Genomic DNA, 24,129 nt, shown 5'->3' on the forward strand with positions numbered 1-24,129 from the left:
GTGAACGCAGTTAGAAGTTATTTTTCAGCTCGCGTAAAGCAGCAAATACGGTCAAAGACTTATCATCGTTGATGCTCACTTTAGCCTTCACGCCTGCTATCACACTTGGCTCTTGTGTACGTAAGAATACATTTACCATACGCTCATGCTCTAGGGTCACAGGTAATGTCGGCATACCCTGTGCGGTTTGCGCTTCTGCTTGCGCTAACGCTTGTTGCATTGCCTCATTGGCGGGCTCAATTGATAATCCAAAACGTAAGTTGCTGGCCGTATATTCATGTGCAGGATACAGTAGCGTCTCAGCGGCTAGACCATTCAAACGCTTAAAGCTGTCATGCAATTGCTCAATCGTACCGGTAAATACACGTCCGCACCCTGCACTAAATAGCGTGTCACCACAGAAGCAATGCTTGCGACCATCGATATCTAAAATATAGGCCACATGGCTAGCTGTATGGCCTGATACATCCCAAACTTGCGCGGAGCAGCCCCATGCACTTACCGTACTGCCATCTTTTATGGTTTGATCTTCATCCACATTATGCTCAGTATGCGCCACTAGGTGCGTCATCGGATAAGACTCTTGTAGCGCTGCGACGCCGCCGATGTGATCATGATGATGATGCGTGGTCCAAATAGACGTCAGTTCTAGATTATTTTCTTCTAGGTAGGCAACGACAGGCTCAGCCTGACCTGGATCAATGACAATCGCTTGCTTATTATTTTCATTAATCAATGTCCAGATATAATTGTCATTGAACGCTCTAATCGGGTGAATACGAATACTCATGGCAAATCCTTACGAATAGTTATCTCTGTTACTTAATTTTTATCAAACGTTTTTGTGAAACGCTTTAACATTCAAAATTGTTAGCTTTTACCATTTTAAACAGCTACTTTTTTAAATAGGTATTAATACGAGCTTCTGCTGCTTTATCCGTCCACCAGTAGTCGATACCAACGGCATTGGTAGGCAGTTTTTCAGTATGGCGGTATTGATTCCAGTAGGCGACATTGGTACCCGACTTTCCATATAGTGGCACTAAATAATGACCAGCACGTAATAAGCGGTCCAGCACTTGTGTATATAGCACAATCTCTTCACGGTTCTTAGCGCGGCCCAACTTGTCTATGACATCGTCGATTGCCACGTTTTTAATACCCGCTGTATTTCTATTGCCCGCTTGGTCAGCTGCCGCGCTACCCCAAAAGCTCGCCTGTTCAGCGCCAGGTGATAAACTCTGCGCAAATATATCCACCACCATATCATAATCAAAATTGCGCATACGCTCATAATATTGTGGACCATCCACTTGGCGCAAAGTCGTGTCAAACCCTAAACGCTTTAAATTACGAATATAGGGCAACAGCACTCGTCCCATAGTCTCACCCGTCATCAAAATCTCAATTTGAGCGATCTGCCCATCAGGCTGATACAGCTTCATATCCTCATAATAGAAACCTGCATCTAACAATAGCTGACGTGCCTCTAATAGCCCTTGACGATTAAAACCGCTACCATCGGTAGTAGGCAACTGCCATTCTGCCAATACAGCCTGACGTTGTATGGGTTCAAGCTTGGATAGTAAAGGAGTAAGCACTTGCATCTCAGCAGTCGAAGGCGTAGCCGTTGCAGCAAGCTCCGAGCCATGAAAGAAGCTCTGTAAGCGCTCATATTGCCCATGAAATAAGGTTTTATTCATCCATTCAAAATCATAAGCTGCGGTTAATGCCTGACGAACCCGAATATCTTGAAAAACTGGCTGACGCATATTCATTACCAGACCTTGCATCGGTACTGGATTTTGACTGCTTATCGTCTCTTTGTTAATTAGCTTCGCTTTTACTGCGGGGAAATTATAACCCGTTGCCCAATTGGACGCTTTATTCTCAGGGCGGAAGCGATATTGACCAGATTTAAACCCTTCAAACGCAATCTCATCACTTTGATAATACACAAACTTAATCATATCAAAGTTATAACGACCACGATTGACCATCAAATCACGTCCCCAATAATTGACATCGCGTATATAGCTGACTGCTCGTCCTGCATCTACACGTCCGAGCTTATAAGGACCACTGCCCATCAATGGCGTTAGACTAATCTTCTCAAAATCAGCATCGATAGAGGATTTGGCAAAGATAGGAAACTGTCCAACAGTTAACAAGATTTCTTTATTCTCATCAGAAGCAAAGACAAACTTCACTCGTTGCTCATCCAGAACTTGAATTTCTTTAATATCACCCAAATAGCTGCGAATATACATCGGCCCTTTGTTCAAAATCGCATCATAAGTGGCTTTGACATCATCGCTAGTGACTGGTGACCCATCCCAAAAGCGTGCAGCAGGATTGATATGATAAACAATCCAACTGGTGTCATCAGGGTCATACGTCACCTTGCTTGCCAGCTGCGGATACATCGTAAAGGCTTCATTTAATGAGCCAGTCATCAAGGTATCATACAGATAGTCGGTACCAGCCATTGCCACACCAGTGGTCATCCATTTATTGGCAGCATTAAAAGTGCCGCGCGCATCGAGCGAGAGCGTGCCGCCTGTCGGTGCATTTGGATTGGCATAAGGCATAAATGGTGCGTCAATATAGTTGGTAGGACTATTATGACCAAGCGCAGTCGTGGTGATGGGCGCTGCGATACTGACAGGTGCCCAGCTCACTGCGACAATTAGCATTATGGCTTTTAGCATGGTGTTTTTTATCATAATAAAGTTATAACAAGCCCTTTTGCCAAACCGATGAATATATTTAGAATTTAACTAGTGACTGCATGCTAATTGAAAACTCGCTAAGCATGATAAGTTGCACAAAATTTATCATAACAAACTTCAGTTTTTTAACCTAATGGTTTGCAATGCAAAGTGCGTGGTATTACAAACAAGCCACCTATCCATACACCAGCCTAGCAAACAGAGACGTTGGTTTTAGACAAAAAAAGACGCAGCTCATAAAGTTGCGTCTTTTTTCTAAAACTGGTGCTGATTTAAGCGTGCTTTTTTTCAAAGGCACTCATAAAATCAACCAGTTGCTGTACCCAGTCTAGTGATACGGCATTGTAGATGCTGGCACGCATACCGCCTACATCACGATGACCTTTTAAGTTCATCAAGCCTGCAGCGGCTGACTCTTCTAAAAATACTTTATCAAGACTGCTGTCTGCCAAGGTAAACGGCACATTCATGATAGAACGATGTTTAATAGCTACTGGGTTGTTATAAAAATCGCTGTCATCAATCGTTTTATAGAGTAAGTCTGCTTTTTGCTGATTAATCTTGCCGATAGCAGCCACCCCGCCTTGCTCTTCTAACCAATCAAAGACCAGTCCTGCCAAGTACCAAGAATACGTCGCTGGCGTGTTTGACATAGACTCTTTTTCGGCCTGATGCTCGTAGTTCATTAGCAGCGGACACCACTCACTCGCCTGCCCTAATAGATCCTCACGAATAATCACAATAATCAGTCCTGCTGGACCAATGTTCTTTTGTGCACCTGCATAAATCATCCCAAACTTAGAGACGTCAATTGGCTGTGACAAAATGCAAGAAGACATATCAACGATAATCGGCGCATCAACGATTGGCGGCTCAAATATTTGCAAGCCATGAATGGTTTCATTAGCACAATAATGGAAATATGCTGCATTTTCACTTAACTGCCACTCACTTTGGTCAGGCACATCGGTAAAGTTACTTTCTTTGCCCGTTGCGACCACGTTAGTCTCGCCCAGACCCAGTTTGGCATAGCGATCAGCTTCTTTGATGGCCTTGCCTGACCAAGCACCTGTCGTTAGATAATCTGCGCGCCCACCATTTAATAGGTTTAATGGAATCGCTGAAAACTGTAAGCTGGCACCACCTTGTAAAAATAGCACTTTATAATTATCTGGAATGTCCATCAACGAACGCAATTTCGCTTCAGCTTTTTCCGTAATAGCAATGTACTCTTTACTACGGTGACTTACTTCCATGACCGACATACCGCTTCCCTGCCAATCAAGCAACTCGTCTTGAGCGCGTGATAATACAGCAGTTGGTATCGTAGCAGGCCCCGCTGAAAAGTTAGGCACACGGTTAGGAGCGACGGTATTGATAGTTGATGCGGTGGTCATAGTCATTATCCTAAATATGATGAAATCATCGTTGTTTGTTGGAGCGTAAAAGTTATCGATTAAAATCACTTCAAAAGTGACTTTCGTTGTTTTTATTTGCTAATGTCTGTTGTTTATGCCGATAGTTTATACAAATAATTTATGACCACACCAATGATCAGCTAGCTTAACCAGATAATTTATCCCAAAGCTGGCGCTTGAAGCTGCTATCAGCGAGCATTTCATCTAACCTAGGCACAGCCGTAAGCGTCGGATGCTCAAGCCCTTCAGGCAATTCAGTCAATGCTACCACTTGTATTTCTTCACTGCGACCAATTTTGAAGACATATCCCGCGAGACTGGCATTGGCAAGCTCAGCGGTATCCATTCCTTCACAAATAGGAAAAGAGGTGGTCTCACAAGTGATGGATAACGCTTGGGTGATATTCTGCCATAGCTTTTGACTGTCATTATTGAGTGCTTGGATATCAATCAAAACCACCCAATCACCATAGCGACCGCCTTGCAAATCGAATGGTGCTATTTTTTTAAAGCTCTCATCGTTGTTTATATGAGCAATAGGGCTCTGCTTGATAGCGGCAGTGGTTTGCTGAGCTATGTTATCTACGAGAGGCCTAACTGCCACATCAGGAGTAGTGGTATCAAAACTATAAGTGACAGGGCTTTGTTCGTTAGGTGATTCTAACTCTACATCACTAGCATCATGGTAATAATTACGAGTGGCGTCATCATCGATAGCCGCTGATACAGAATCAGCAAACGCTATATTTGACATCTCGATGCTCACAGCATTATTACTTTGCTGCTCTATACTTGGTTGTTCAATGTTAGTAACAGACGACACAGCCTGAGTAGGCGTATCAATTGTAGAATCAGGAATAGTAGGCGCAGAGATATCTGCCATATTGATGGTGGTGGAGCTTGGCTGTATCCATTGATTGATACCCATCATCGCTAAAATTTGGCGCTGCTGCATACGATGTTGCAATACAATTAGCGGGTCTTGGATATCACTCATACGTCTTTACTATCCTACTCATCTAAGATGGGTTTACAGAATATCTGTATTAAAAAATGTCAAATAACAACTTAAATCATGCTACTTCTAGCCAGCCCAATGCGTGTCAAACAATGCCTAAACACTTCGCTCAGTAGCATCACTCAGTCGCATCATTCAAAAGAGCTTTCGAACGCCTAGCCAGCGCTCTGCTAACAGCATTAAGCAATCATACTCATCTTGGCTGACTATCGTATCGTGTAACATCACTGTATGCAATGTACTCAGCCATTGCTGATAATTATTGTAGGTGTAACTCTCACCAGTCGTATCATTATAATCTATTTGGCTGCTATCCTGTTGTCTCTCTCGATAATTATCAGTGTTTTGAGCGTCTATTACAGACGACTCAACGGTAGATGCTATGAACACAGGCACAGTCTCTATCAAGGCCAATAGCTGAATACTATTGAGGTTTTGAGCCGTCAACAGCAACCACTGTAGATTGGCATTGCTAATGGCTGCTAAATCAATATCAATCAAGCGTGCATGGCGGCGTAAATCCACGATATAGTGGGCCACACTAGCATCGTTATAGTTAAGCATTGAACTATCTAGCGCTGATGTCATTTGACCTTTGACATCTTTTGATAAACGATATGCCAGTAAAATCAGCATCGTTCTCTTAACATCGTTCAGTCGAGCAAACACTTGACCTGAAGGATCAAGCTGAGCATATATACTTTCTGTGCCAGCTCTCAATGTGTACTGCCATGACTCATATTTTCGTACATGTGACGGCTCATCACTTAGCACCGTAGATAGTATCGGTAGCAGCTGTTGTAAATGTAGCGCTTGCCATAGTGACAAAATAGAAGGCGTCCAAGATGTAGCACTTTTGGCGTCAGCTGATTCTGACTGAATACTGTCCGTAAGAAAATCTTTGTCCGTCACCGCCATCTTATCTGCTAAGTCTATACTCAGATCAGCAGTTAGCTGGCCGTTAAAAAGTTCAGTGATACCTTGTTGATAGCGCATGAGCATCATACGACATTTTTTCTGCTGACTATAATATTGATAGCTTTCATTACTGTGGCTGCTCTCATGCTTCAGACGTAGCTCTGCAATCACGCTTTCGGATAAATTATGCTGACTCAGATTTTTTATGGCAGTTGTGATTAGCGCACTGTCCAATCGTCGATCGATACTCGCCACGATTTCTATCAATTTATGGTCGATGGCATGCGGTAGAATTTGCGCTTGGCGATGATCATCGGTTTTATTGGTAGTAACTTCGTACCAAATGTCAGCCAAATCATAAGTGCTCGTCGTTGCTAGGGCTTGACCTTGATGGCATAACATCACCGCTTCAACCAAGGCCTGCGCACCTAACGGGTGGTGACTGTGATTGAGCACATACTGTGGTAGCGAGACTTTTTCAATATCATCAATGCTAATCAGCGCTGCCGATGGCAAATCGCTATCAGGTTTGGCCTGCCAAGGTTTTAACCGTTCATGGATATCCATATCTTGCGACTGCACTTGCAATCGCCCATCAATGACAACATCTTCTGTTACAACGAAATCTAGCCCTTTTTCTTCTTCTTTCTCTAATTCACTATTCAATGCTTGAGTAGAGAGTGGTTCTGCGTGGAGTGATTGTTTGTTAGTATTTTCTTTTTTATCTATACTTAGGCTATTTGTTTTTACTTTCTCCACGTCCCCGAGTCGACGCTGCTCATATATTTCTTTTATTTTTTGCTGGTTGATGCGTTTTTCTTTAGCAACTTGTACGGCAAACTTATGGTAAGCGTTGGCATTAATAGCACCCATACGCTCAGACAAACTGGGATGAGTCGCAAACCAAGAAACATCTCCCAGGTCTGTGCCACTACTGGCAAAGAAAAAATGACTGAGTCCATTGATATCAGTGATACCTGTCAAGCGTGAACCAAGTGAATCTTGATGAATGGCTTTTAGTGTCTCCATAATCGCAGGAGAGCGCGTCAGCTGCACACTGGTCGCGTCGGCAAGCAGTTCACGCTCACGATTGAAGCTATGTTTGATAAGTTGAGCACTGGCCATGCTCGAAAAGCTCAACCCATGTAACAACAATGTCCAAACGCTACGAGGCGCTTTGATATCTACTACTGGTTTATTTTGTAGCCATTTCGACTGACTTTTTGCGGTTGACTGCTGATTTTGCGACTGACTCTGCCAGTACGCCACCCACTCACTATGGGTGGTAAAACTTGCGGTTTTCGCTTCAGTACTGCGAGCATGATTATCGATGGACTTCTGTGATAGATCAAGGTTTTGATTGACGGCATTATCAAAATAATTGCTATTACCGATAGGATCGCTCCAGTCATATAGTATCTGCAAGCCTGCCAAAACTACCATCAGCTGCAGATTGAAGGTGGCATCGCCATGGAGGATGTGACCATATTCATGACCAATGAGCCCGTACAAAGCCTCATCAGACAACTTATCCAGCGCACCTTGCGTCACGACCAGCACCATATCCTGACTATGCCGACCAGCCACAAAACCATTGATGCCCTGCTCATCAGGCAGCACATATAAGATAGGCATACTTAAGCCTGAAGCAATGGCCAACTGTTGCGCAATTTCATGATAGCGGCGGTAGACTGGTGGAAAATCACGCTCATCACGCACTGCGATATGACGTGCACTATAGCGAACCTTTTGTATAGGCTCATGCTGATGAGCAATGCCCTCACTGTGTTCCCAAGCGTCTTGGCTATGATCAATAAACAATCTAACAGCACCTACGCGCTGAGCAATAGCACGACCGCCCGCTTTTAGACGACGATACTCTAAAAAACTACCACCAGCGAAGCTACCTAATGTCCAGATAATGACCAGTACTAATGCCCAATAATAAATGCCACCCGTAAATAACGTGAGCAACAGGGCCATGACACCGAGTGCCACTGCCATATGCGCAAATACAATGAGAAAAAACAGCCCATAGAGCAATAGACTGCGCTGAGTACGTGTGCGCTGTTCACCAAAAAAATCCATCTACTTGTCTTACCTAAACTTTATATGGTCTAAATTTTATATTATCTAAACATAGCCGAACGCATGTGAATATCAGCCCATATTGACAACGGGGGCTTGAGCAATCGCTTTTCTATCTTCAAACACCAACTGACTTAATGGGCGAAAGCCAAAAGTAGTGCTAACCAGATTGTTGGGGAATACTTCGCGATCATTATTATAAAACATCACACTATCGTTATAGTGCTGACGTGCAAAACCAATTCGATTCTCTGTATTGGTCAGCTCATCCATCAGCTCTTTAATGATACTGTCTGCTTTTAGCTCAGGATATGCTTCCACGACAGCTGAGAACTGTCCCAATGCTTTGGACAGCATACTCTCTGCTTTGGCAAATAAGGCCATATGTTCCAGTGAGTCTGGCTGATGTTTACTAGAGTCTTGCAAGCTTTGGGCATGATTACGCGCGCTGATGACACGAGTAAGCGTTTCTTCTTCATGCGTCAAATAACGCTTGGCCGTCTCAACAAGATTTGGAATCAAATCATGACGGCGCTTCAATTGCACATCGATCTGAGCAAAACCATTTTTTGCTTGGTTACGGGCGCGTACCAATTTATTAAATATGGATACCCCAAATACAACTACCAACACCACAAAGGCAATAAACAGCCAGACAAACATCTTCATAATCAAATCCTAAAACGTTTCGTATTGATATTAAGGCCTGTTGCATACTCCACCATGGCACTGACAGCAACTATCGGTAAATACTCAACACACTCTAATGTTACTAAAAAGTTAATACATTGTATTTTAACTCATATTAATCAATGAAGTTTAGAAATCGAACTAGAAAGCGAATAAAATTCACGCAAAAAAAAGCCCTTTACAATGAAGGGCTTAACACATAATACGAGTGTTTATGACTGATTATAAAACCAATTATCAAATTTTAGGCAAAAAAAAGCGACTCCAAAAGCACATCCTCGGCACACATTGTGACTATTACCGTTGCTACCTTCCGGTCCTGGCGGGATTCATAGAACAATGTTGCGAGGCTACCAATGGAGCCACCAGTTGCAAATTATACAAGAATTTTTTAATTTTACAACCCCTATTGTAAAACTGTTTTTGTAAGGCAAAAAAATCAGTAACTTAGGTGACAAAATTATCACAGCATCGCGTCTGAATTTTGCTATGTTAGCCTATAAAGCTGAGCATGATGGATAGCAACTAACAAATAAAATGCACCGCTTTTAATAGAGAGAGACAGCGTTTGATGATGGCTTCTCTCTTTATCATTGATATAACTTACTGAGGAGATAGTAATGAAAACCACTCTACTAAACAAAGCAGCCCTAACGACTGGCTCTGCACTTCTATTAACCGCTATGATGGGTAGCGCGCATGCAGAACCAACTGGCTACGACCAACTTACTTTTCAAACAGAAATAAAAGAAGAAGTGCAAAATGATGAAGTACGATCCAGCTTATACAAAAAAGCACAGGCAACTGACTCAAAAGCATTGGCCACTACGCTCAACACCTCTATCAACAATGCCATGAAAATCGCCAAACGCTATCCTAGCGTCACTGTCAGCACAGGACAGCAGCGCACTTACCCACGTTATGATAAAAACAACAAAATCATAGGCTGGACAGGACAAGCCAATATAGATTTGAAGAGTACTGATTTTGCCGCGACCAGTCAGCTCATCGCTGATCTACAAGAAACGCTCGTCATGGAAAATCTCAGCTTTGGTGTGTCAGACACCAAAAAAGATGCGCTAGAACAGAAACTAATGACAGATGCCTCGCGCGCGTTTCAACAACAAGCTAAAAACCTAACTAGCGCATGGAGTGCTCGCGGCTATCGTGTGGTGAACGTCAACCTAAATACAGGTAGCAACTACCCGCGTCCAATGTATAGCGCCATGAGCATGAAATCAGACTCACTTGAGTCAGTACCAAGCCAAAGCTTTGAGTCTGGCAACAGTACGATCTCTGTGACCGCAAATGGTACGATTGAGCTGACTAAATAAATCAATTTATACCCGCAGTTGGTTCGTTCATAAATCGAACTATTCATACTAAAAAGGCAAGTACCATTATGGTGCTCGCCTTTTTTCTTAAGCTGTTATTTATGCTGTCATTATTCATCATTCATCAATAAGACAAGCTCTAATCACTTTGACGTAACTTTAATAATAGTTTTTGGTACAACGATAGGTTCTGATAAGCCAACAGCTGCTCTGCCTTTCTTTTATTATCTTGCAAGGTTGTATTGTTTTGAATCACATAAATGGTACGCGCAACCTGCTGGAGCGTGCCTCCTTTCTTATTGGTCAAAACTGCCGTGATACTATGCGCACCTGGTAAAATATCTACCGTTGGAATGGAAGCACTGAGACCTTGCGCCACCTCATTACCATCCAAGTAAATACTCACGTTATCGCCTGCTTGTAAAGATGGCTTTACTTGTACATTTACAGCGATATTTTGGGCAGGGCGACGATAAGCACGCTCTGCGCTTGGTTCAGTGATCGTAAGCTGATAATTGACGGTTGAACTGTTCTTATCCTCATCAGGCGTCTCTGTGCTGGCAGCTTGCGCAGTACTGCTAGACTGACCACTCGTATTGCTATTGTTACTTGAGTTAAGCGTATCATTTCTAGTCATCACACTGGTCTGAGTGACTTGCTTGTCTGCTTGCTGCTCATAATTCTGTGGACGATCGGTGAAGGTGACTTGACCCGTCTTTTCATCAACGACTTTATAAATAGCAGAGGCATTTGCTAAAGGCGCACAGAGACTGGCGGCACTCACAATCATAGCCGTCAACAGCCCTATATTGCCTTTTGAAAAAATCAGTTTTGATAATGAGATCATAATCAGTTAACCCAGTTATAGTGTTCACTATTAATATAGTATTATGACAACCATTATGCGATATTTTTGGTGTTAAATCAGCAATGATTTCAAGGAAAGTTAGTTATGGCATCTAACCAATTATTTCGCGCATAAAAAAAACCAGCTAAGAATAACTTAGCTGGTTTTTTTGATTCAAAATAAATGAATGCTTTAGCGACTAATTAGCAGCTGTAGTACATATCGAACTCAACTGGATGTACAGTCACATTCAGACGTTGTACTTCTTCTTCTTTCAAAGCGATAAACGCTTCTAGCATGTCTTCAGTGAACACATCGCCTTTTAATAAGAAGTCATGATCGTCACGCAGTGCTTGTAGTGCTACGTCTAAGCTCTCTGCAACCGTTGGGATTTGTGCTTCTTCTTCTGGTGGCAAGTCATACAAGTTTTTGTCTGCAGCTTCACCTGGATGCATTTTGTTTTGGATACCGTCAAGGCCAGCCATCAACAATGCAGCAAATGCTAAGTAAGGGTTCGCTGTTGGATCAGGGAAACGTGCTTCTACACGTACCGCTTTAGGGCTGCTCACGTGTGGAATACGGATAGACGCTGAACGGTTAGATGCTGAATAAGCAAGTTTAATAGGCGCTTCATAATGTGGTACTAGGCGCTTATAGCTGTTGGTCGATGGGTTGGTAATCGCGTTTAAAGCACGAGCATGCTTGATGATACCACCAACGAAGAACAGAGCTGTTTCAGACAAACCAGCGTATTCATCACCAGAGAACGTGTTTACGCCATCTTTAGAGATAGACATATGCACGTGCATACCTGAACCATTGTCACCAACGATTGGCTTAGGCATAAAGGTAGCCGTTTTACCAAACTGATGCGCAACGTTATGAACAACATACTTTAGCTGTTGAACTTCATCTGCCTTACGTACCATCGTGTTGAACGCTACGCCAATTTCAGACTGGCAAGACGCTACTTCGTGGTGATGTACTTCAACGCTACCTACACCAACGATGTCTTCGATACGTTCACACATCACTGAACGCATATCTTGTGAGCTATCGATAGGCGGTACTGGGAAATAGCCACCTTTGACACGTGGACGATGCGCCATGTTGCCCCATTCATACGTCTCGCCTGTTGACCATGCTGCTTCTTCAGCAGTGATTTTATGGCTAACACCAGACATATCAATTGACCACTTCACATCATCAAAGATAAAGAACTCAGGCTCAGGACCAAAATAAGCAGTATCACCAATACCAGTAGACTTTAAGTACTCTTCAGCGCGACGTGCGATAGAGCGTGGGTCACGATCATAGCCTTGTAGCGTTGATGGCTCGATAATGTCACAAGTAACGACAACGGTAACTGAATCAAAGAACGGGTCAACAAAAGCGGTTTCTGGATCTGGGCGCAAGATCATATCTGAGGCTTCAATACCTTTCCAACCAGCAATAGATGAACCATCAAACATCTTGCCGTCTTCCATTACTTCTTCGTCAATGGTATGTGAAGGAAAGCTGATATGTTGTTCTTTACCACGGGTATCGGTAAAACGAAAGTCAACCCATTTAGCATTTGTTGATTTGATAAGGTCTAATAATTTGTTCGACATAAATAATCTCCGTTGTGTTGATCACGTTATTGCGATTTAAAGTGACTGGTGCAATTTACTGGTTCAAAAATATCAGCTGTGCTCTTAATACTAAATAGCGCCTTCAATATTATGCTTATTATCAGCACTGTCAATGTCTTTAGTCAAGACATGGTTGTAATGCTTTTGCTCATTCTAACAATATATAACTCACAATAGTAAATTCTTCCAGCACTTATTAATAATTATTTTTGAATCGATTTTCAGCCATAAATAATCATGAAAGTAGTGATGCAAACGCTATGCCAACTTATAAAAATAATCATACCTGAGACAATACCCATCAACTTAATTAGCAACTATTACAATTACCTATGACACACTTTATTCTATATTAAGTATGGCCTGTCAACGAATAATACGTCTCTTATATCTCGTTTATAGACATGAGACACCATATTTTTGCACTATTTTGGTTCCGAAAAAATGCACCAAATTGAATTATGTTCTATTTTGGTGCGTGTCTAACACTTAAAAATATCAAACAAGCCAATAACCAAAGTCTCCTCGCAAGTATTTCGTCAAAAGTATTGTGAGGTAAAATAATTTTACGCATGACTTACTTAGATAGTATGTACCCTACATTTGATAGATCACAAAATAATGGTAAGATAACCGCGCCTCACAAACGTATGATTCAAGAGGCATCTGAATCAAAAAGCACTTGAGTAATGAAGCACTATAAATAAATATAAGTCTAAAAATACAATCACATCCATAAGTTGAAAACCCAATGATTTTGATGATCGATAATTACGACAGCTTTACGTACAATATCGTGCAGTACTTCGGTGAGTTACAGCAGGACATCACCGTCTGGCGTAATGATCAGGCTACCATTGAACAGATTCAAACCCTTGCACCAGATGTGATTGTCATCGGTCCTGGGCCGTGCGATCCTGATCGAGCTGGTATTTCTTTAGCAGTGATCGAAACATTCAAGGGTGTTATACCGATATTGGGTATTTGTTTGGGTCATCAGGCCATTGGACAAGCATTCGGTGGTCAAGTGGTCAAAGCAGGTGAAGTCATGCACGGCCGGCTATCGGCCGTCTACCATAACGGTCAAGGTGTGTTTGATGGATTGCCCAATCCATCACAAGTCACTCGCTACCACTCGCTCGTCATTGACAAACGCAGCCTACCCGATTGTCTCGAGCTGACCGCATGGACACAGTACGCTGATGATAGTATTGAAGAAATTATGGGTATCCGCCACAAAACTTTTGCCATTGAAGGGGTGCAATTCCATCCTGAATCTATTTTGAGCGAGGCAGGTTATCAGCTGCTCAATAACTTTTTGCAAACACACAATTTGGCAGTGTTGGCCTCGAACGAGTTACCACAAGTTGGTTGATTAGCGACTAAATATAAGCGACCTGCATTAAAATAGAACCCAATTTAATCAAAATAAACATATAAAAATATTAAGCGAGAATATAATGAGTACAACAAAAATAGAGGGCAATCACACGCCAGATAATATTGCTAAAATGTCTGATGCAGATATTCATAAATTGTTGACGGCATCGTTAGAAAGAATTTTTCAACACATTGATTTGACCTTCGATGAAATGTACCAAGTCATGCTGATCATCATGCAAGGCAGATGTAGCGACGCCATGATGGGCGCTATTTTGACTGGCTTACGTATGAAAGGCGAATCAATCGATGAGATTACTGCCTCCGCTAGCGCCATGCGAGCATTGGCTTCTAATATCGAACCAAAGAACTGTGATCACCTAGTAGACATCGTCGGTACTGGTGGCGATGGCGCTAATTTATTCAACGTGTCTACCGCTTCTGCTCTTGTGGCAGCAGCGGCTGGCGCACAAGTTGCCAAACACGGCAACCGCGGCGTGTCTAGCAAATCGGGTAGCTCAGACTTACTCGAACAAGCAGGTATTAGTTTGGCGCTGAATCCTGAACAAGCAAAAGACTGTATCGAAAACCAAGGTATCGGCTTTCTGTTCGCACCAAATCACCACAGTGCCATGCGCTATGCCATACCCGTGCGCCGCGAACTCAAAGCGCGTACAATTTTCAATATCTTAGGGCCATTAACCAATCCTGCTGGCACACCCAATCTGGTCATTGGTGTTTTCACTGCCCAACTTTGTGAGCCTATCGCCAAAGTCATGAAGAACTTGGGCGCCCGTCATGTGATGGTCGTGGGTGCAAAAGACGGCTTGGATGAAATTAGCCTTGCTACTTCAACTACTGTCGCTGAATTAAAAGATGGCGAGATATCTGTTTATGAGATGATGCCAGAAGATGCTGGCATTGAATCGCAGACACTGATCGGTCTCGATGTCGACTCTCCAGCGCAAAGTCTGGAACTGATTCGTGCTGCACTATCTGGAGCCGATACTCATGACCGTTCTGTACTCAAAGCGCGTGATATGATTGCGCTTAATGCAGGTGCGGCAATATATACAGCAGGACTTGCCAGCAACTACGCCAATGGTGTGAGCCGAGCGCAAAAAGCCATCCAAAATGGTGATGCGTTGCTCAAGCTTGAGTCTCTGGCCAACTACACACAGCAATTAGTGGCTCAGGGTTAACTTATAAGCACTCATATGATGCAAACTTTGCCACCACTGTCTATAGTTAAAGAAGCCTAAAACGGATACAAGGAGCCGACTGCAGATTGTACAAGTCGTACATCTAGGAAGGGTAACACCGTAGCCGTTTAGTCGTTCTTTGACTATATTTACATTTAATATTATTTGGATACTAGTATGACCACAACTCCTTCAGACATACCTTCAGTATTGCAGCGCATTGTCGCAACCAAAATAGAAGAGGTGAAAGCCGCACGTGAGAGTCTTTCTCTTGAGGATTTAAAAGCGCAAGTCACAGCTGATAATAAACCACGCCGAGGCTTTGCTGCCGCTTTACGAGCGGCCAGTACGAACAAAAACAGTGTCGGTATCATTGCTGAAATTAAAAAAGCATCGCCGTCCAAAGGCATTATCAATCATAACTTTGCACCAGCGTTATTTGCCCAGCAATATGAGCAAGCTGGTGCCAGCTGTTTATCAGTATTGACTGATCGTGATTATTTTCAAGGTGATGATAGCTATCTTCTTCAAGCGGCTAATGCCACAAGCCTACCGATACTGCGCAAAGATTTTATGGTAGATGTATACCAAATCTATCAATCTTATCTGATGGGTGCAGACTGTATACTGCTCATCATGGCTTGCCTTGATGATACGCAAGTACACGAGCTGCATGCACTGAGTATCGAACTAGGTATGGATGTGTTGATAGAGATACATACTAAATATGAGCTTGAGCGCGCCCTAACATTGCCACGCTCAGAGCACAATATTTATGGTATTAATAATCGCGACTTAAATACCTTTGACGTCGATCTGCAAACCACACTGGATCTAAAAAATATTTTGATTGAAGCCTTAGCAGTAGACAATACAACCCTTAAACCGCTCGTCGTTACCGAGAGTGGCATTCATAGCAGTGATGACATTCGTTTGATGTTAAGTCATGATATTCAGCACTTTTTGATCGGTGAGCAGTTTATGAAAACCGATCATCCTGGACAAGCGTTACAATCCTTACTTGCGGGCGTCGCAACAGACGAGTAAAGTAACTAAATTAGCTTAAACTACGATACGACTTGTGAGCTTATATTAGTATAAAACCAGCGACGATATAGACTATTAAGTCATTCATTCATCAACCAACGATACATTAACTTTTATGTCAAATTCTCTATTTTCAAAAGAAATGCAAGACCAACTTAAAGAGCTAAAAGGCCAACTAAGTAAAGGTCGTGATACCACGTCACCTGAAGGTGAGGATCAGAAGCCAACTGAACCTGTGTCATTACCCACGCAAAAACAAGTAAATAAGACTGTTAAGCAAATGAACAGCGAACATGTTGATGATGATAAAGTGCTGTTTATGCAAGCCATGCATGGTGTCAATCAGCTTGAAGATAAGAATGTCCGCTCACCTGCCAATGCTAGCAAAGCAGGAAAACCTGATGCGACCACACTGTCTAAACGTGCGGCTGCTCAAGGTAGTGAAGCCAGTGACTTGGGTGCAGGCTTGTCAGATATGCAAGCACTGCTCAACCCTGTCGCTGCTGAAGCGTTTTTATCGTACAAACAGCCAACCTTGCAAAACAAAATCTTTGATCAACTTAAGAAAGGCAAGCTACGTTGGTATGATGCTGTAGATATTCATGGTTGCACGATAGAAGAAGCTCGTGACGCCATGACACAATTACTAAGTCAAGCAAAACAGAAAAATGAGACGATGGTAAAAATAGTCCATGGTAAAGGCTCTGAGGCCATTTTAAAGACGTGTGTAAATGGTTGGTTACGTCAATTACCAGAAGTGCTAGCATTTTGCTCTGCTCCGCCTAAAGATGGTGGTAATGGTGCGGTATTGGTACTGCTTAAAAAGCCTAAAGCGGATGGTGAATAGTCTGTATTGATAGCTCAGTATTAGAAATAAAAAGGACTGCCATTTGCAGTCCTTTTTTATATAAATAAATCGTCTATTTCTATAGTAGCAAGCTGTAAGCACATAGCTATACGACTGTCATGCACAATTTTTATTAGAGTGAATCTATCATGAGCATACAAACAATTGAAAGTGTTGAAGCACTAAATGAGCATATCACTGCTTTGATTGCTATCGAACCAAGGTTTTCGCCTGTCCATAAGCAAGTTGGCACGCCAAGCCTTAGACACAATACAGGTGGGTTTGAGCAGCTGATGAGAGCAATGGTTGGTCAGCAGTTATCTGTCGCTGCCGCAGCCAGCATTTGGCAACGGTTGGTTGATGCAGGATTGACGACACCGAATGCAATCATTGAGGCAACGGATGAGACTTTGCGAGCACAAGGACTGTCTAAACAAAAAACTCGTTATATCCGCTCATTGGTCGAGCACGATATAGACTTTAGTGCATTAGAAACTATGTTAGACGAAGATGTCATAAATACACTAACCGCCGTCATTGGTATTGGTCGCTGGACAGCTGAGATGTACTTATTGTTTTCTTTAAAACGCGCAGACGTATTCGCTGTCGATGACTTAGCCATCAAAGTGGCGGCTATGGAGTTGCTAGGTTTGGCAGAGCGACCTACACCGAAACAATTAAAGAACCTGACCCAAGACTGGTCACCGCACCGTAGCGCTGCCAGCCTGTTGCTATGGTCATATTATGGTGCATTACGTAATAAAACTGCAGTGCCTTTATAAAGACCTAGTATTAAAAAAGTGAGTAAGGCAATCGTTTGAGTCTTATATTGCTAGCGACCTCTGTATTTAAAACCATGACAAAGGTCTCTTTAATCATTACTCTAAAATTGGTTCCATATAGAAAAGCTAGGTCTTTTTTTGACATGCTTAAACTTGCTTTTCTTTAATACATGGCTTTTATGTATGAGTCCTTTGAGCATGTGGCCTTTCTTGCTTTTCAATATTGCCTTCTTTTTTTCATTGAGGGCTTCATCGCTATTAGTACTGTCATTGCCTTTATCTTTATTTAAATCCACAGCAGTATGGTCATCAGAACTGTCATTGCCAGCATCAGTATCCTTGCTAATTGATACATCTTTTACCGATTCAATGGGGTTATTTTCTTGATTATGGTTTTGATCCTCATTATCAATGTGATCTTCTAGCTCGGCTTGATTGACAATAAGCTGCTGAGTCGGTAATGCATGTTCTACTTTATATTTCGCGACTTTCTTTAATACATCGATAAATAACGTATTTTGCTTGTCATAGAATTCAATGATTCCAGTAGCATTGACATAAGCCTGCAACTGAATGACATAGCAATCTTGACGCAGCTCTAAGATATTGACCTGATTCCACTCTGGGTTGGTTAAATCATGCTCTTTTATGAATTCATCCAAGTCGTTTACCATTTTGAAAATCACATCAAGATCAGCGGTACGCTTAAGATATAAATGATGGAAAAAACGAAACATATCCCGAGAAGTAAAGTTTTCGATCTGCATCGATGAAAAGTCACCGTTCGGTACCGTCACGATCGTACGCGTCAATGTCCGCACACGCGATGAGCGAATACCAATATCTATCACCGTGCCTTCATAAGTGCCAAATTTACAATAGTCGCCGATTCGTACTGGCGAATCTGCCACGACGACGACACTACCGACAAGGTTTTCAATGGTCTTTTGTGCACCCAGTGCCAATGCCAAACCACCCACACCCAATGCAGCAATACCTGTGGTCAAGTCAAAACCTAAATTACCAAAGATGACAATCACAGCAAATATAAGTAGCAGCGCTTTTACCACTTTGCGCAGCAGCCCTAAGATTGAGACTCGCTCAGTATAGTTTTTCTTATAGCTCAAATTTACCGCACGAGTGAATATGGCATCGATGACTCGCAGTAGTAACCATGTTATCGCAACCCACGAAGCTATTTCCGTGAAACGATTGACTGGCTCACGCAGGGTCACTGATACGCCAGCGTATACCATCACCTCAGACAGTATCAGTGCCATAATCACCACGGAAAGCGGCAGTATCACCTTATCCGGTAATGGCAATGTCACACCGCGTACACGCGGATAAGTGATTCTCAATAGATGATACAACAGCCAAACCATGATATAAGTCAATATAAAGCTACTGACGATCATGGTAAGTGCCGCGACCAAATCAGCTAACTGATAACCGAAGAGCTTTTTGCCATCCAATGAATCAATGGTATAGCGAGATACCAAAGTCGGTTCAGTGTTCTCTATTACTTCTGGTATCGAGCTGAGCGTATCGCTTGAAAACTGCCAATACTTTTCATCTCTCTCAGACGTCACTTTTTCGAGTATCAATGACACACTTTTTTCACCAATATTAATCGCACCCACGTTTTCTTGATCTGGTGGTAGCTGATCAGTGAGGTTACCTTCAGGCGTATTGCTCAGCTGCAAATCCGGCTGAAAACGGCCACCTGCATCCAATGCTTGCTTGAACTGCCGTACGATGGTCGTTGGGTTGTCAGACTTCGATAAATTTAGATAGTTACTCGCCAGCAGGTAGTCATTTTCACCCAGGGCGCTGATAAACCCTTGCACTGTATTCCTTGGTGTATCTCGCCCGAATGAGTCCGGTCGCGGTGATCTTGCTGACTCTTCACTGCTACTCTCACTAATACCCAATGAACTGGCTTCTGCCGCAAAGGTATGAGTTGGCCATAATAAACTCAGTAGCAGCGCAAGTAAAAACACCATAGCAAGTAATGGTATTTTAATCATTGAGTATAGTGAAGATAACTCGGTGCGGGGAATCAGGCGATACTTAGTAGACAAAACAAACCTCTTAGCTTTATGGATAGTACAACAGAGAACAATGAAATCCTGACTATGATAACAATTATTTATAACAGCAGTACTTTTGATTACGCATTTTTGTAGCTATCTATGTCAATGACTACCCACACCACTTCTCATCAATTTAGCTCAAATCTTTCATAAACATCAGCGTATTTAAAAGCCGAAAAAACTGTAAAATGAATCATTAGCAACTAACCATGAAAGTTATTCATGTTAGCGTGAAGAAACATTAGGTTAAAGTAGTTTATAAAGTAGTGATTTTTATAGATAATGAGCATAGTTTTGCTAACTTATTGCTTTTTGTAATTTTTAACCATATTAGCGTCAAAATGGTTATTTTTTATTTCTGTACTCCTTAATATGATTACTCTGGAATTGACTATGTTTTTACCACGTTCATCTTCGACTGCCTATCTTCGCTTATGCATTTTGAGCGCACTTGGCGTATTTTCTCTAAATGCAACAGCAGCGACTGACGTAAGCAACAACGAACTACCAGAAGTTGAGCTCGATGAAATTGTGGTGACAGCTACTCGTACACAGACTAAGACCAGTAACATCATTGCTCAGACACGAGTTATTGATAGCGAAGAATTGCAGCGTTATCAGGGTCAAACAGTGATTGATGTACTAAAAAATCAATCTGGTATGAATATTGCTCAAAGTGGCGGCACAGGAACAGTCAGTAACTTTTATATGCGTGGCTATGATAGTAAGCAGGTGCTTGTAATCATTGACGGTATTCGCTACAGCTCTATTTCTACAGGCGCGCCTGCGCTAAATCTATTATCTGCCGATCAAATCGACCGTATAGAAATTCTATATGGCGCATCAGGTTCTAGTATTTACGGTTCTGATGCAATGGGCGGTGTCATTCAAATATTTACTAAAGGCAATAACGTAAAACAATCTAACGTTTCAACGACCGTTGGTTATGGTAGCAATAATCATTATCAAGTAGGTATAACAGGTCAGCTTAAAAATGAGACTTCTTCATTGAGTTTAGGTGTCAGCCGCAACGAAACAGACGGTTTTAACGCCATTGCTAGTCCTAGTTCTTATGATTACAATTCTGATGATGATGGTTTTAAATCTACCAATGCCAGTCTAGCATTACAACATAAGATCTCAGACTCTCTAAGTGCTGGAATCAGTGCGTTATATTCTGACTCTACAACAGATATTGATTCTGCAGGCAATGTTTTTCCAAATGCTTATTCAGATCAAAAAAATGGCAGCGCCAACGTTTTTATTCAGCATCAAACACCATTAGCTGTCACTAAATTTAGCTATGGTCAAAGTGTCGATAAATCCACTACTCATGATGCTAACTCTATAAATTATCAAGATGGCAATCAATTTGATACCATTCAACAGCAGGCACGTTCAGAAACAAGTATTAATGCACAACCTGGCACCGTTATCATTGGCGCAGAATGGTTATCACAGAAATTAGATGCATCTGATGTTTTAGATTTTTCAGGTTATCCTGCCCCTGCCGCTCAAACTGCTTATGATCCTGAAGATAGAACTGTTAAAAGTGGTTTCGTTGGCTATCAATTATCAGAAGATAGTTATGATCTACAAGCCAATTATCGTGTCGATGACAATTCACAATATGGCAATGAGAACACATATAACATAGGTGCCGCTATACGTCCATTAGATGGCGTGCGTATCGGTGCAAGCTATGCGACAGGCTTTCGCGCGCCCACCTTCAACGATTTATACTACCCTGGTTACAGCAACCCAGACTTAAAGCCTGAGACCAGTAAAAATACGGAAGTGTTTGTAGAGTACAATAAAGGCAATCAAATTTCCCGTCTGACTGGCTATCATACTGACGTTGATGACTTGATTGGTGGTAATACCAATACGAGCGAGGCACAAATCAAAGGCTTAAGTTTGACTTCAGACTGGAGCGTTAGTTCGTTTGTATTTGGTTTGGGTTATGACTATCTAGAAGCTAAAGACAAAACCACCAATAGTGCTAACTATAATAACGACCTTGTATATCGCCCTCAAAATAGCAGTTTGATTTATCTTGGTTATCAGCAACCTGCTTTTGATGTGCGTTTAGAAGCTAAATATACTGATGAAAGATTCTCTGATGCTGCGAATACTACCAAGTTGGATGATTACACTTTACTAAACTTAAGCGGCGTTATCTATCTGACGACCAATCTTCGTGCTAACTTACGCGTTGACAATATCACTGATGAAGATTACACACTATCTAATCAATTCGGTACAGAATACGCTACTGAGGGCACTAGCTATTTCGGCTCTTTAACCTATGACTGGTACTAAACTGGTCGGAAATTGAGATAGTATTTATTGCAAGCAATAGAAAGGTCATCAATCGATGGCCTTTTTTTATGGCCATAAAATTTGAAACCAAACATAACACTGCTGTCTATTATTTCTATTAGCCAGTAGGTGACATTTTATCTGTCATCTATTACAATGACACCCTCCGAGAGGTGTTGCGCCATGACCAAGAATATTGCATTGAAAGCTAAAATCATGCAAATCATAGGTTATGTTAGGCTCGGTTAACTGTCGAGTGTCCTATTTTTGGTCACTCACAGCGCAAACAACGGCACCTGCGTTTTTATTCTTTTTATCATAAATTAACCACTGATAGGAGCATATTATGGACGCAGTGTCTAACACCCCATCTGCCCATACGATCGACCCCTCTTTCACTGACTATAAAGTCGCTGACATCAGCCTTGCTGATTACGGCCGCCGTGAAATCACCCTTGCCGAAGCCGAAATGCCTGCCCTAATGGGTTTGCGTCGTCGCTACGAAGCCGATCAGCCACTTAAAGGCGCTAAAATCGCTGGCTGTATCCACATGACCATCCAAACTGCCGTTCTTATCGAGACATTAGTCGCGCTAGGTGCTGAAGTACGTTGGACCTCATGCAACATCTTCTCAACTCAAGACCATGCTGCTGCTGCGATTGCTGCTGCTGGCATCTCTGTTTATGCTTGGAAAGGCGAAACAGAAGAAGAGTACGAGTGGTGCTTACGTCAGCAAGTTCACGTTGGCGGCGAAGCGTCAGGCCAACTTTGGGATGCCAACCTAATTTTGGATGACGGCGGTGATTTAACGGCTTTGATTCATAATGATTATGCTGAGCTTCTTGATAGCATTCATGGTATCTCAGAAGAGACTACTACTGGTGTACATCGTCTGGTTGAGATGCTTGCCAAAGGTACACTTAAAGTACCAGCAATCAACGTCAATGACGCCGTTACTAAATCTAAAAACGACAACAAGTACGGCTGCCGCCATAGCTTAAATGATGCTATCAAACGTGCAACTGACATGTTCCTTGCTGGTCGCCGCGCTTTGGTTATCGGTTATGGCGATGTGGGCAAAGGCTCTACGCAAAGCTTACGTCAAGAAGGCATGATCGTACGTGTATCAGAAGTCGATCCTATCTGTGCCATGCAGGCATGTATGGACGGCTTTGAAGTATTATCGCCTTACATTAACGGTGATAACACTGGCGGCGCAGAAAACATCAATACGCGTCTGCTAGAAGATACCGACATGATCGTTACTACTACTGGTAACTACCATGTTTGTGATCGTCATATGCTAGCTGCACTAAAGCCTGGTGCAGTCGTTTGCAACATCGGTCACTTTGATACCGAAATTGACACCCAATTCATGCGTGACAACTGGCGCTGGGTTGAGATCAAGCCACAAGTACATCAAATCTTCCGCTCAGACGACGAGAACGATTATTTGATATTGCTTGCTGAAGGTCGTCTAGTGAACCTAGGTAATGCGACTGGTCACCCATCACGCGTGATGGACGGCTCATTTGCCAACCAAGTATTGGCTCAAATGTATTTGTTCGAAGAAAAATTCGCTGAACTACCAGCAGACAAGCGTACTGATAACTTATACGTAAAAGTATTGCCTAAGAAGTTAGACGAAGAAGTAGCCGCTGCGATGGTTGCAGGCTTTAACGGTACTTTAACCAAGCTGACTGAAAAGCAAGCTGAATACTTAGGTGTATCAGTCGAAGGCCCATTCAAGCCTGACGCTTATAAATACTAAAAG

At 42.4% G+C, this 24,129-nt stretch carries 17 protein-coding genes and 1 other RNA gene; 8 read left to right on the top strand and 10 right to left on the bottom strand.

Annotation, left to right across the window (positions count from 1 at the left end; all coding sequences use genetic code 11):
• Positions 1-10: 10 nt before the first annotated feature.
• The 7 genes from gloB to ffs form a co-directional block, all read right to left on the bottom strand.
• A complete protein-coding gene (gloB, locus tag IPZ60_RS04240) occupies positions 11-790 on the bottom strand; it encodes a hydroxyacylglutathione hydrolase (protein WP_194196614.1) in 780 nt (259 codons plus the stop codon).
• A gap of 103 nt (positions 791-893) precedes the next feature.
• Positions 894-2,726: an extracellular solute-binding protein gene (locus IPZ60_RS04245; RefSeq protein WP_194196615.1), complete on the bottom strand. Its 1,833-nt coding sequence runs from the start codon at positions 2,724-2,726 to the stop codon at positions 894-896.
• Positions 2,727-3,004: 278 nt separating this feature from the next.
• Positions 3,005-4,129, bottom strand: coding sequence for a 3-phosphoserine/phosphohydroxythreonine transaminase (serC, locus tag IPZ60_RS04250; protein WP_194196616.1), 1,125 nt, complete (start codon positions 4,127-4,129; stop codon positions 3,005-3,007).
• Between the two features lie 166 nt (positions 4,130-4,295).
• Positions 4,296-5,147: a hypothetical protein gene (locus IPZ60_RS04255; RefSeq protein ID WP_194196617.1), complete on the bottom strand. Its 852-nt coding sequence runs from the start codon at positions 5,145-5,147 to the stop codon at positions 4,296-4,298.
• 156 nt (positions 5,148-5,303) lie between these two features.
• Positions 5,304-8,174, bottom strand: a complete 2,871-nt coding sequence (locus tag IPZ60_RS04260; RefSeq protein WP_194196618.1) for a M48 family metalloprotease — start codon at positions 8,172-8,174, stop codon at positions 5,304-5,306.
• A 72-nt stretch (positions 8,175-8,246) separates the two neighbouring features.
• Positions 8,247-8,843 carry a LemA family protein gene (locus tag IPZ60_RS04265; RefSeq protein WP_194196619.1) on the bottom strand — a complete coding sequence of 199 codons (597 nt, stop codon included), beginning with the start codon at positions 8,841-8,843 and terminating at the stop codon, positions 8,247-8,249.
• A gap of 283 nt (positions 8,844-9,126) precedes the next feature.
• An RNA gene (gene ffs, locus IPZ60_RS04270) (signal recognition particle sRNA small type) lies at positions 9,127-9,223 on the bottom strand.
• 261 nt (positions 9,224-9,484) lie between these two features.
• On the opposite strand from ffs, the gene IPZ60_RS04275 reads away from it, so the two are divergent.
• Positions 9,485-10,198 (top strand): SIMPL domain-containing protein, encoded by a 714-nt coding sequence (locus IPZ60_RS04275; RefSeq protein WP_194196620.1) that lies wholly within the window; start codon positions 9,485-9,487, stop codon positions 10,196-10,198.
• 139 nt (positions 10,199-10,337) lie between these two features.
• Here IPZ60_RS04275 and IPZ60_RS04280 read toward each other — a convergent pair whose 3' ends face one another.
• Positions 10,338-11,045 carry a DUF4124 domain-containing protein gene (locus IPZ60_RS04280; RefSeq protein ID WP_194196621.1) on the bottom strand — a complete coding sequence of 236 codons (708 nt, stop codon included), beginning with the start codon at positions 11,043-11,045 and terminating at the stop codon, positions 10,338-10,340.
• Between the two features lie 203 nt (positions 11,046-11,248).
• Positions 11,249-12,658, bottom strand: a complete 1,410-nt coding sequence (glnA, locus tag IPZ60_RS04285; protein ID WP_194196622.1) for a type I glutamate--ammonia ligase — start codon at positions 12,656-12,658, stop codon at positions 11,249-11,251.
• Between the two features lie 772 nt (positions 12,659-13,430).
• On the opposite strand from glnA, the gene IPZ60_RS04290 reads away from it, so the two are divergent.
• The 5 genes from IPZ60_RS04290 to IPZ60_RS04310 all read left to right on the top strand — a co-directional run bounded on the left by IPZ60_RS04290 (position 13,431) and on the right by IPZ60_RS04310 (position 17,937).
• Positions 13,431-14,054: an aminodeoxychorismate/anthranilate synthase component II gene (locus tag IPZ60_RS04290; RefSeq protein WP_194196623.1), complete on the top strand. Its 624-nt coding sequence runs from the start codon at positions 13,431-13,433 to the stop codon at positions 14,052-14,054.
• Between the two features lie 85 nt (positions 14,055-14,139).
• The gene (trpD, locus tag IPZ60_RS04295; RefSeq protein ID WP_194196624.1) at positions 14,140-15,261 is read left to right on the top strand and encodes an anthranilate phosphoribosyltransferase; all 1,122 of its coding nucleotides are present in this window, start codon (positions 14,140-14,142) and stop codon (positions 15,259-15,261) included.
• Positions 15,262-15,438: 177 nt separating this feature from the next.
• Positions 15,439-16,308, top strand: a complete 870-nt coding sequence (gene trpC / locus IPZ60_RS04300; protein ID WP_194196625.1) for an indole-3-glycerol phosphate synthase TrpC — start codon at positions 15,439-15,441, stop codon at positions 16,306-16,308.
• A 115-nt stretch (positions 16,309-16,423) separates the two neighbouring features.
• Positions 16,424-17,155: a Smr/MutS family protein gene (locus tag IPZ60_RS04305; protein ID WP_194196626.1), complete on the top strand. Its 732-nt coding sequence runs from the start codon at positions 16,424-16,426 to the stop codon at positions 17,153-17,155.
• Between the two features lie 149 nt (positions 17,156-17,304).
• A complete protein-coding gene (locus IPZ60_RS04310; RefSeq protein WP_194196627.1) occupies positions 17,305-17,937 on the top strand; it encodes a DNA-3-methyladenine glycosylase in 633 nt (210 codons plus the stop codon).
• A gap of 101 nt (positions 17,938-18,038) precedes the next feature.
• Here the strand turns inward: IPZ60_RS04310 and IPZ60_RS04315 are convergent, their stop codons facing one another.
• Complete coding sequence (locus tag IPZ60_RS04315) at positions 18,039-19,967, bottom strand: mechanosensitive ion channel family protein (protein WP_194196825.1); 1,929 nt, start codon at positions 19,965-19,967, stop codon at positions 18,039-18,041.
• A 459-nt stretch (positions 19,968-20,426) separates the two neighbouring features.
• Between IPZ60_RS04315 and IPZ60_RS04320 the strand changes: the two genes are divergently transcribed.
• Positions 20,427-22,355: a TonB-dependent receptor gene (locus IPZ60_RS04320; RefSeq protein WP_194196628.1), complete on the top strand. Its 1,929-nt coding sequence runs from the start codon at positions 20,427-20,429 to the stop codon at positions 22,353-22,355.
• 346 nt (positions 22,356-22,701) lie between these two features.
• Positions 22,702-24,126, top strand: a complete 1,425-nt coding sequence (ahcY, locus tag IPZ60_RS04325; RefSeq protein WP_194196629.1) for an adenosylhomocysteinase — start codon at positions 22,702-22,704, stop codon at positions 24,124-24,126.
• Positions 24,127-24,129: the final 3 nt, after the last annotated feature.

Origin of the sequence: Psychrobacter sp. NG25, assembly GCF_015234355.1 — a bacterium.
Taxonomy (GTDB): Bacteria; Pseudomonadota; Gammaproteobacteria; order Pseudomonadales; family Moraxellaceae; genus Psychrobacter.

Bases quoted from the DNA above. Each gene is read 5' to 3' on its own strand.
- IPZ60_RS04315 (WP_194196825.1), bottom strand. From the start codon at position 19,967: ATGATTAAAATACCATTACTTGCTATGGTGTTTTTACTTGCGCTGCTA.
- IPZ60_RS04260 (WP_194196618.1), bottom strand. From the start codon at position 8,174: ATGGATTTTTTTGGTGAACAGCGCACACGTACTCAGCGCAGTCTATTG.
- IPZ60_RS04275 (WP_194196620.1), top strand. From the start codon at position 9,485: ATGAAAACCACTCTACTAAACAAAGCAGCCCTAACGACTGGCTCTGCA.
- ahcY (WP_194196629.1), top strand. From the start codon at position 22,702: ATGGACGCAGTGTCTAACACCCCATCTGCCCATACGATCGACCCCTCT.
- gloB (WP_194196614.1), bottom strand. From the start codon at position 790: ATGAGTATTCGTATTCACCCGATTAGAGCGTTCAATGACAATTATATC.
- trpC (WP_194196625.1), top strand. From the start codon at position 15,439: ATGACCACAACTCCTTCAGACATACCTTCAGTATTGCAGCGCATTGTC.
- IPZ60_RS04280 (WP_194196621.1), bottom strand. From the start codon at position 11,045: ATGATCTCATTATCAAAACTGATTTTTTCAAAAGGCAATATAGGGCTG.
- serC (WP_194196616.1), bottom strand. From the start codon at position 4,129: ATGACCACCGCATCAACTATCAATACCGTCGCTCCTAACCGTGTGCCT.
- IPZ60_RS04265 (WP_194196619.1), bottom strand. From the start codon at position 8,843: ATGAAGATGTTTGTCTGGCTGTTTATTGCCTTTGTGGTGTTGGTAGTT.
- IPZ60_RS04290 (WP_194196623.1), top strand. From the start codon at position 13,431: ATGATTTTGATGATCGATAATTACGACAGCTTTACGTACAATATCGTG.
- IPZ60_RS04310 (WP_194196627.1), top strand. From the start codon at position 17,305: ATGAGCATACAAACAATTGAAAGTGTTGAAGCACTAAATGAGCATATC.
- IPZ60_RS04255 (WP_194196617.1), bottom strand. From the start codon at position 5,147: ATGAGTGATATCCAAGACCCGCTAATTGTATTGCAACATCGTATGCAG.
- glnA (WP_194196622.1), bottom strand. From the start codon at position 12,658: ATGTCGAACAAATTATTAGACCTTATCAAATCAACAAATGCTAAATGG.
- IPZ60_RS04245 (WP_194196615.1), bottom strand. From the start codon at position 2,726: ATGATAAAAAACACCATGCTAAAAGCCATAATGCTAATTGTCGCAGTG.
- IPZ60_RS04320 (WP_194196628.1), top strand. From the start codon at position 20,427: ATGTTTTTACCACGTTCATCTTCGACTGCCTATCTTCGCTTATGCATT.
- trpD (WP_194196624.1), top strand. From the start codon at position 14,140: ATGAGTACAACAAAAATAGAGGGCAATCACACGCCAGATAATATTGCT.
- IPZ60_RS04305 (WP_194196626.1), top strand. From the start codon at position 16,424: ATGTCAAATTCTCTATTTTCAAAAGAAATGCAAGACCAACTTAAAGAG.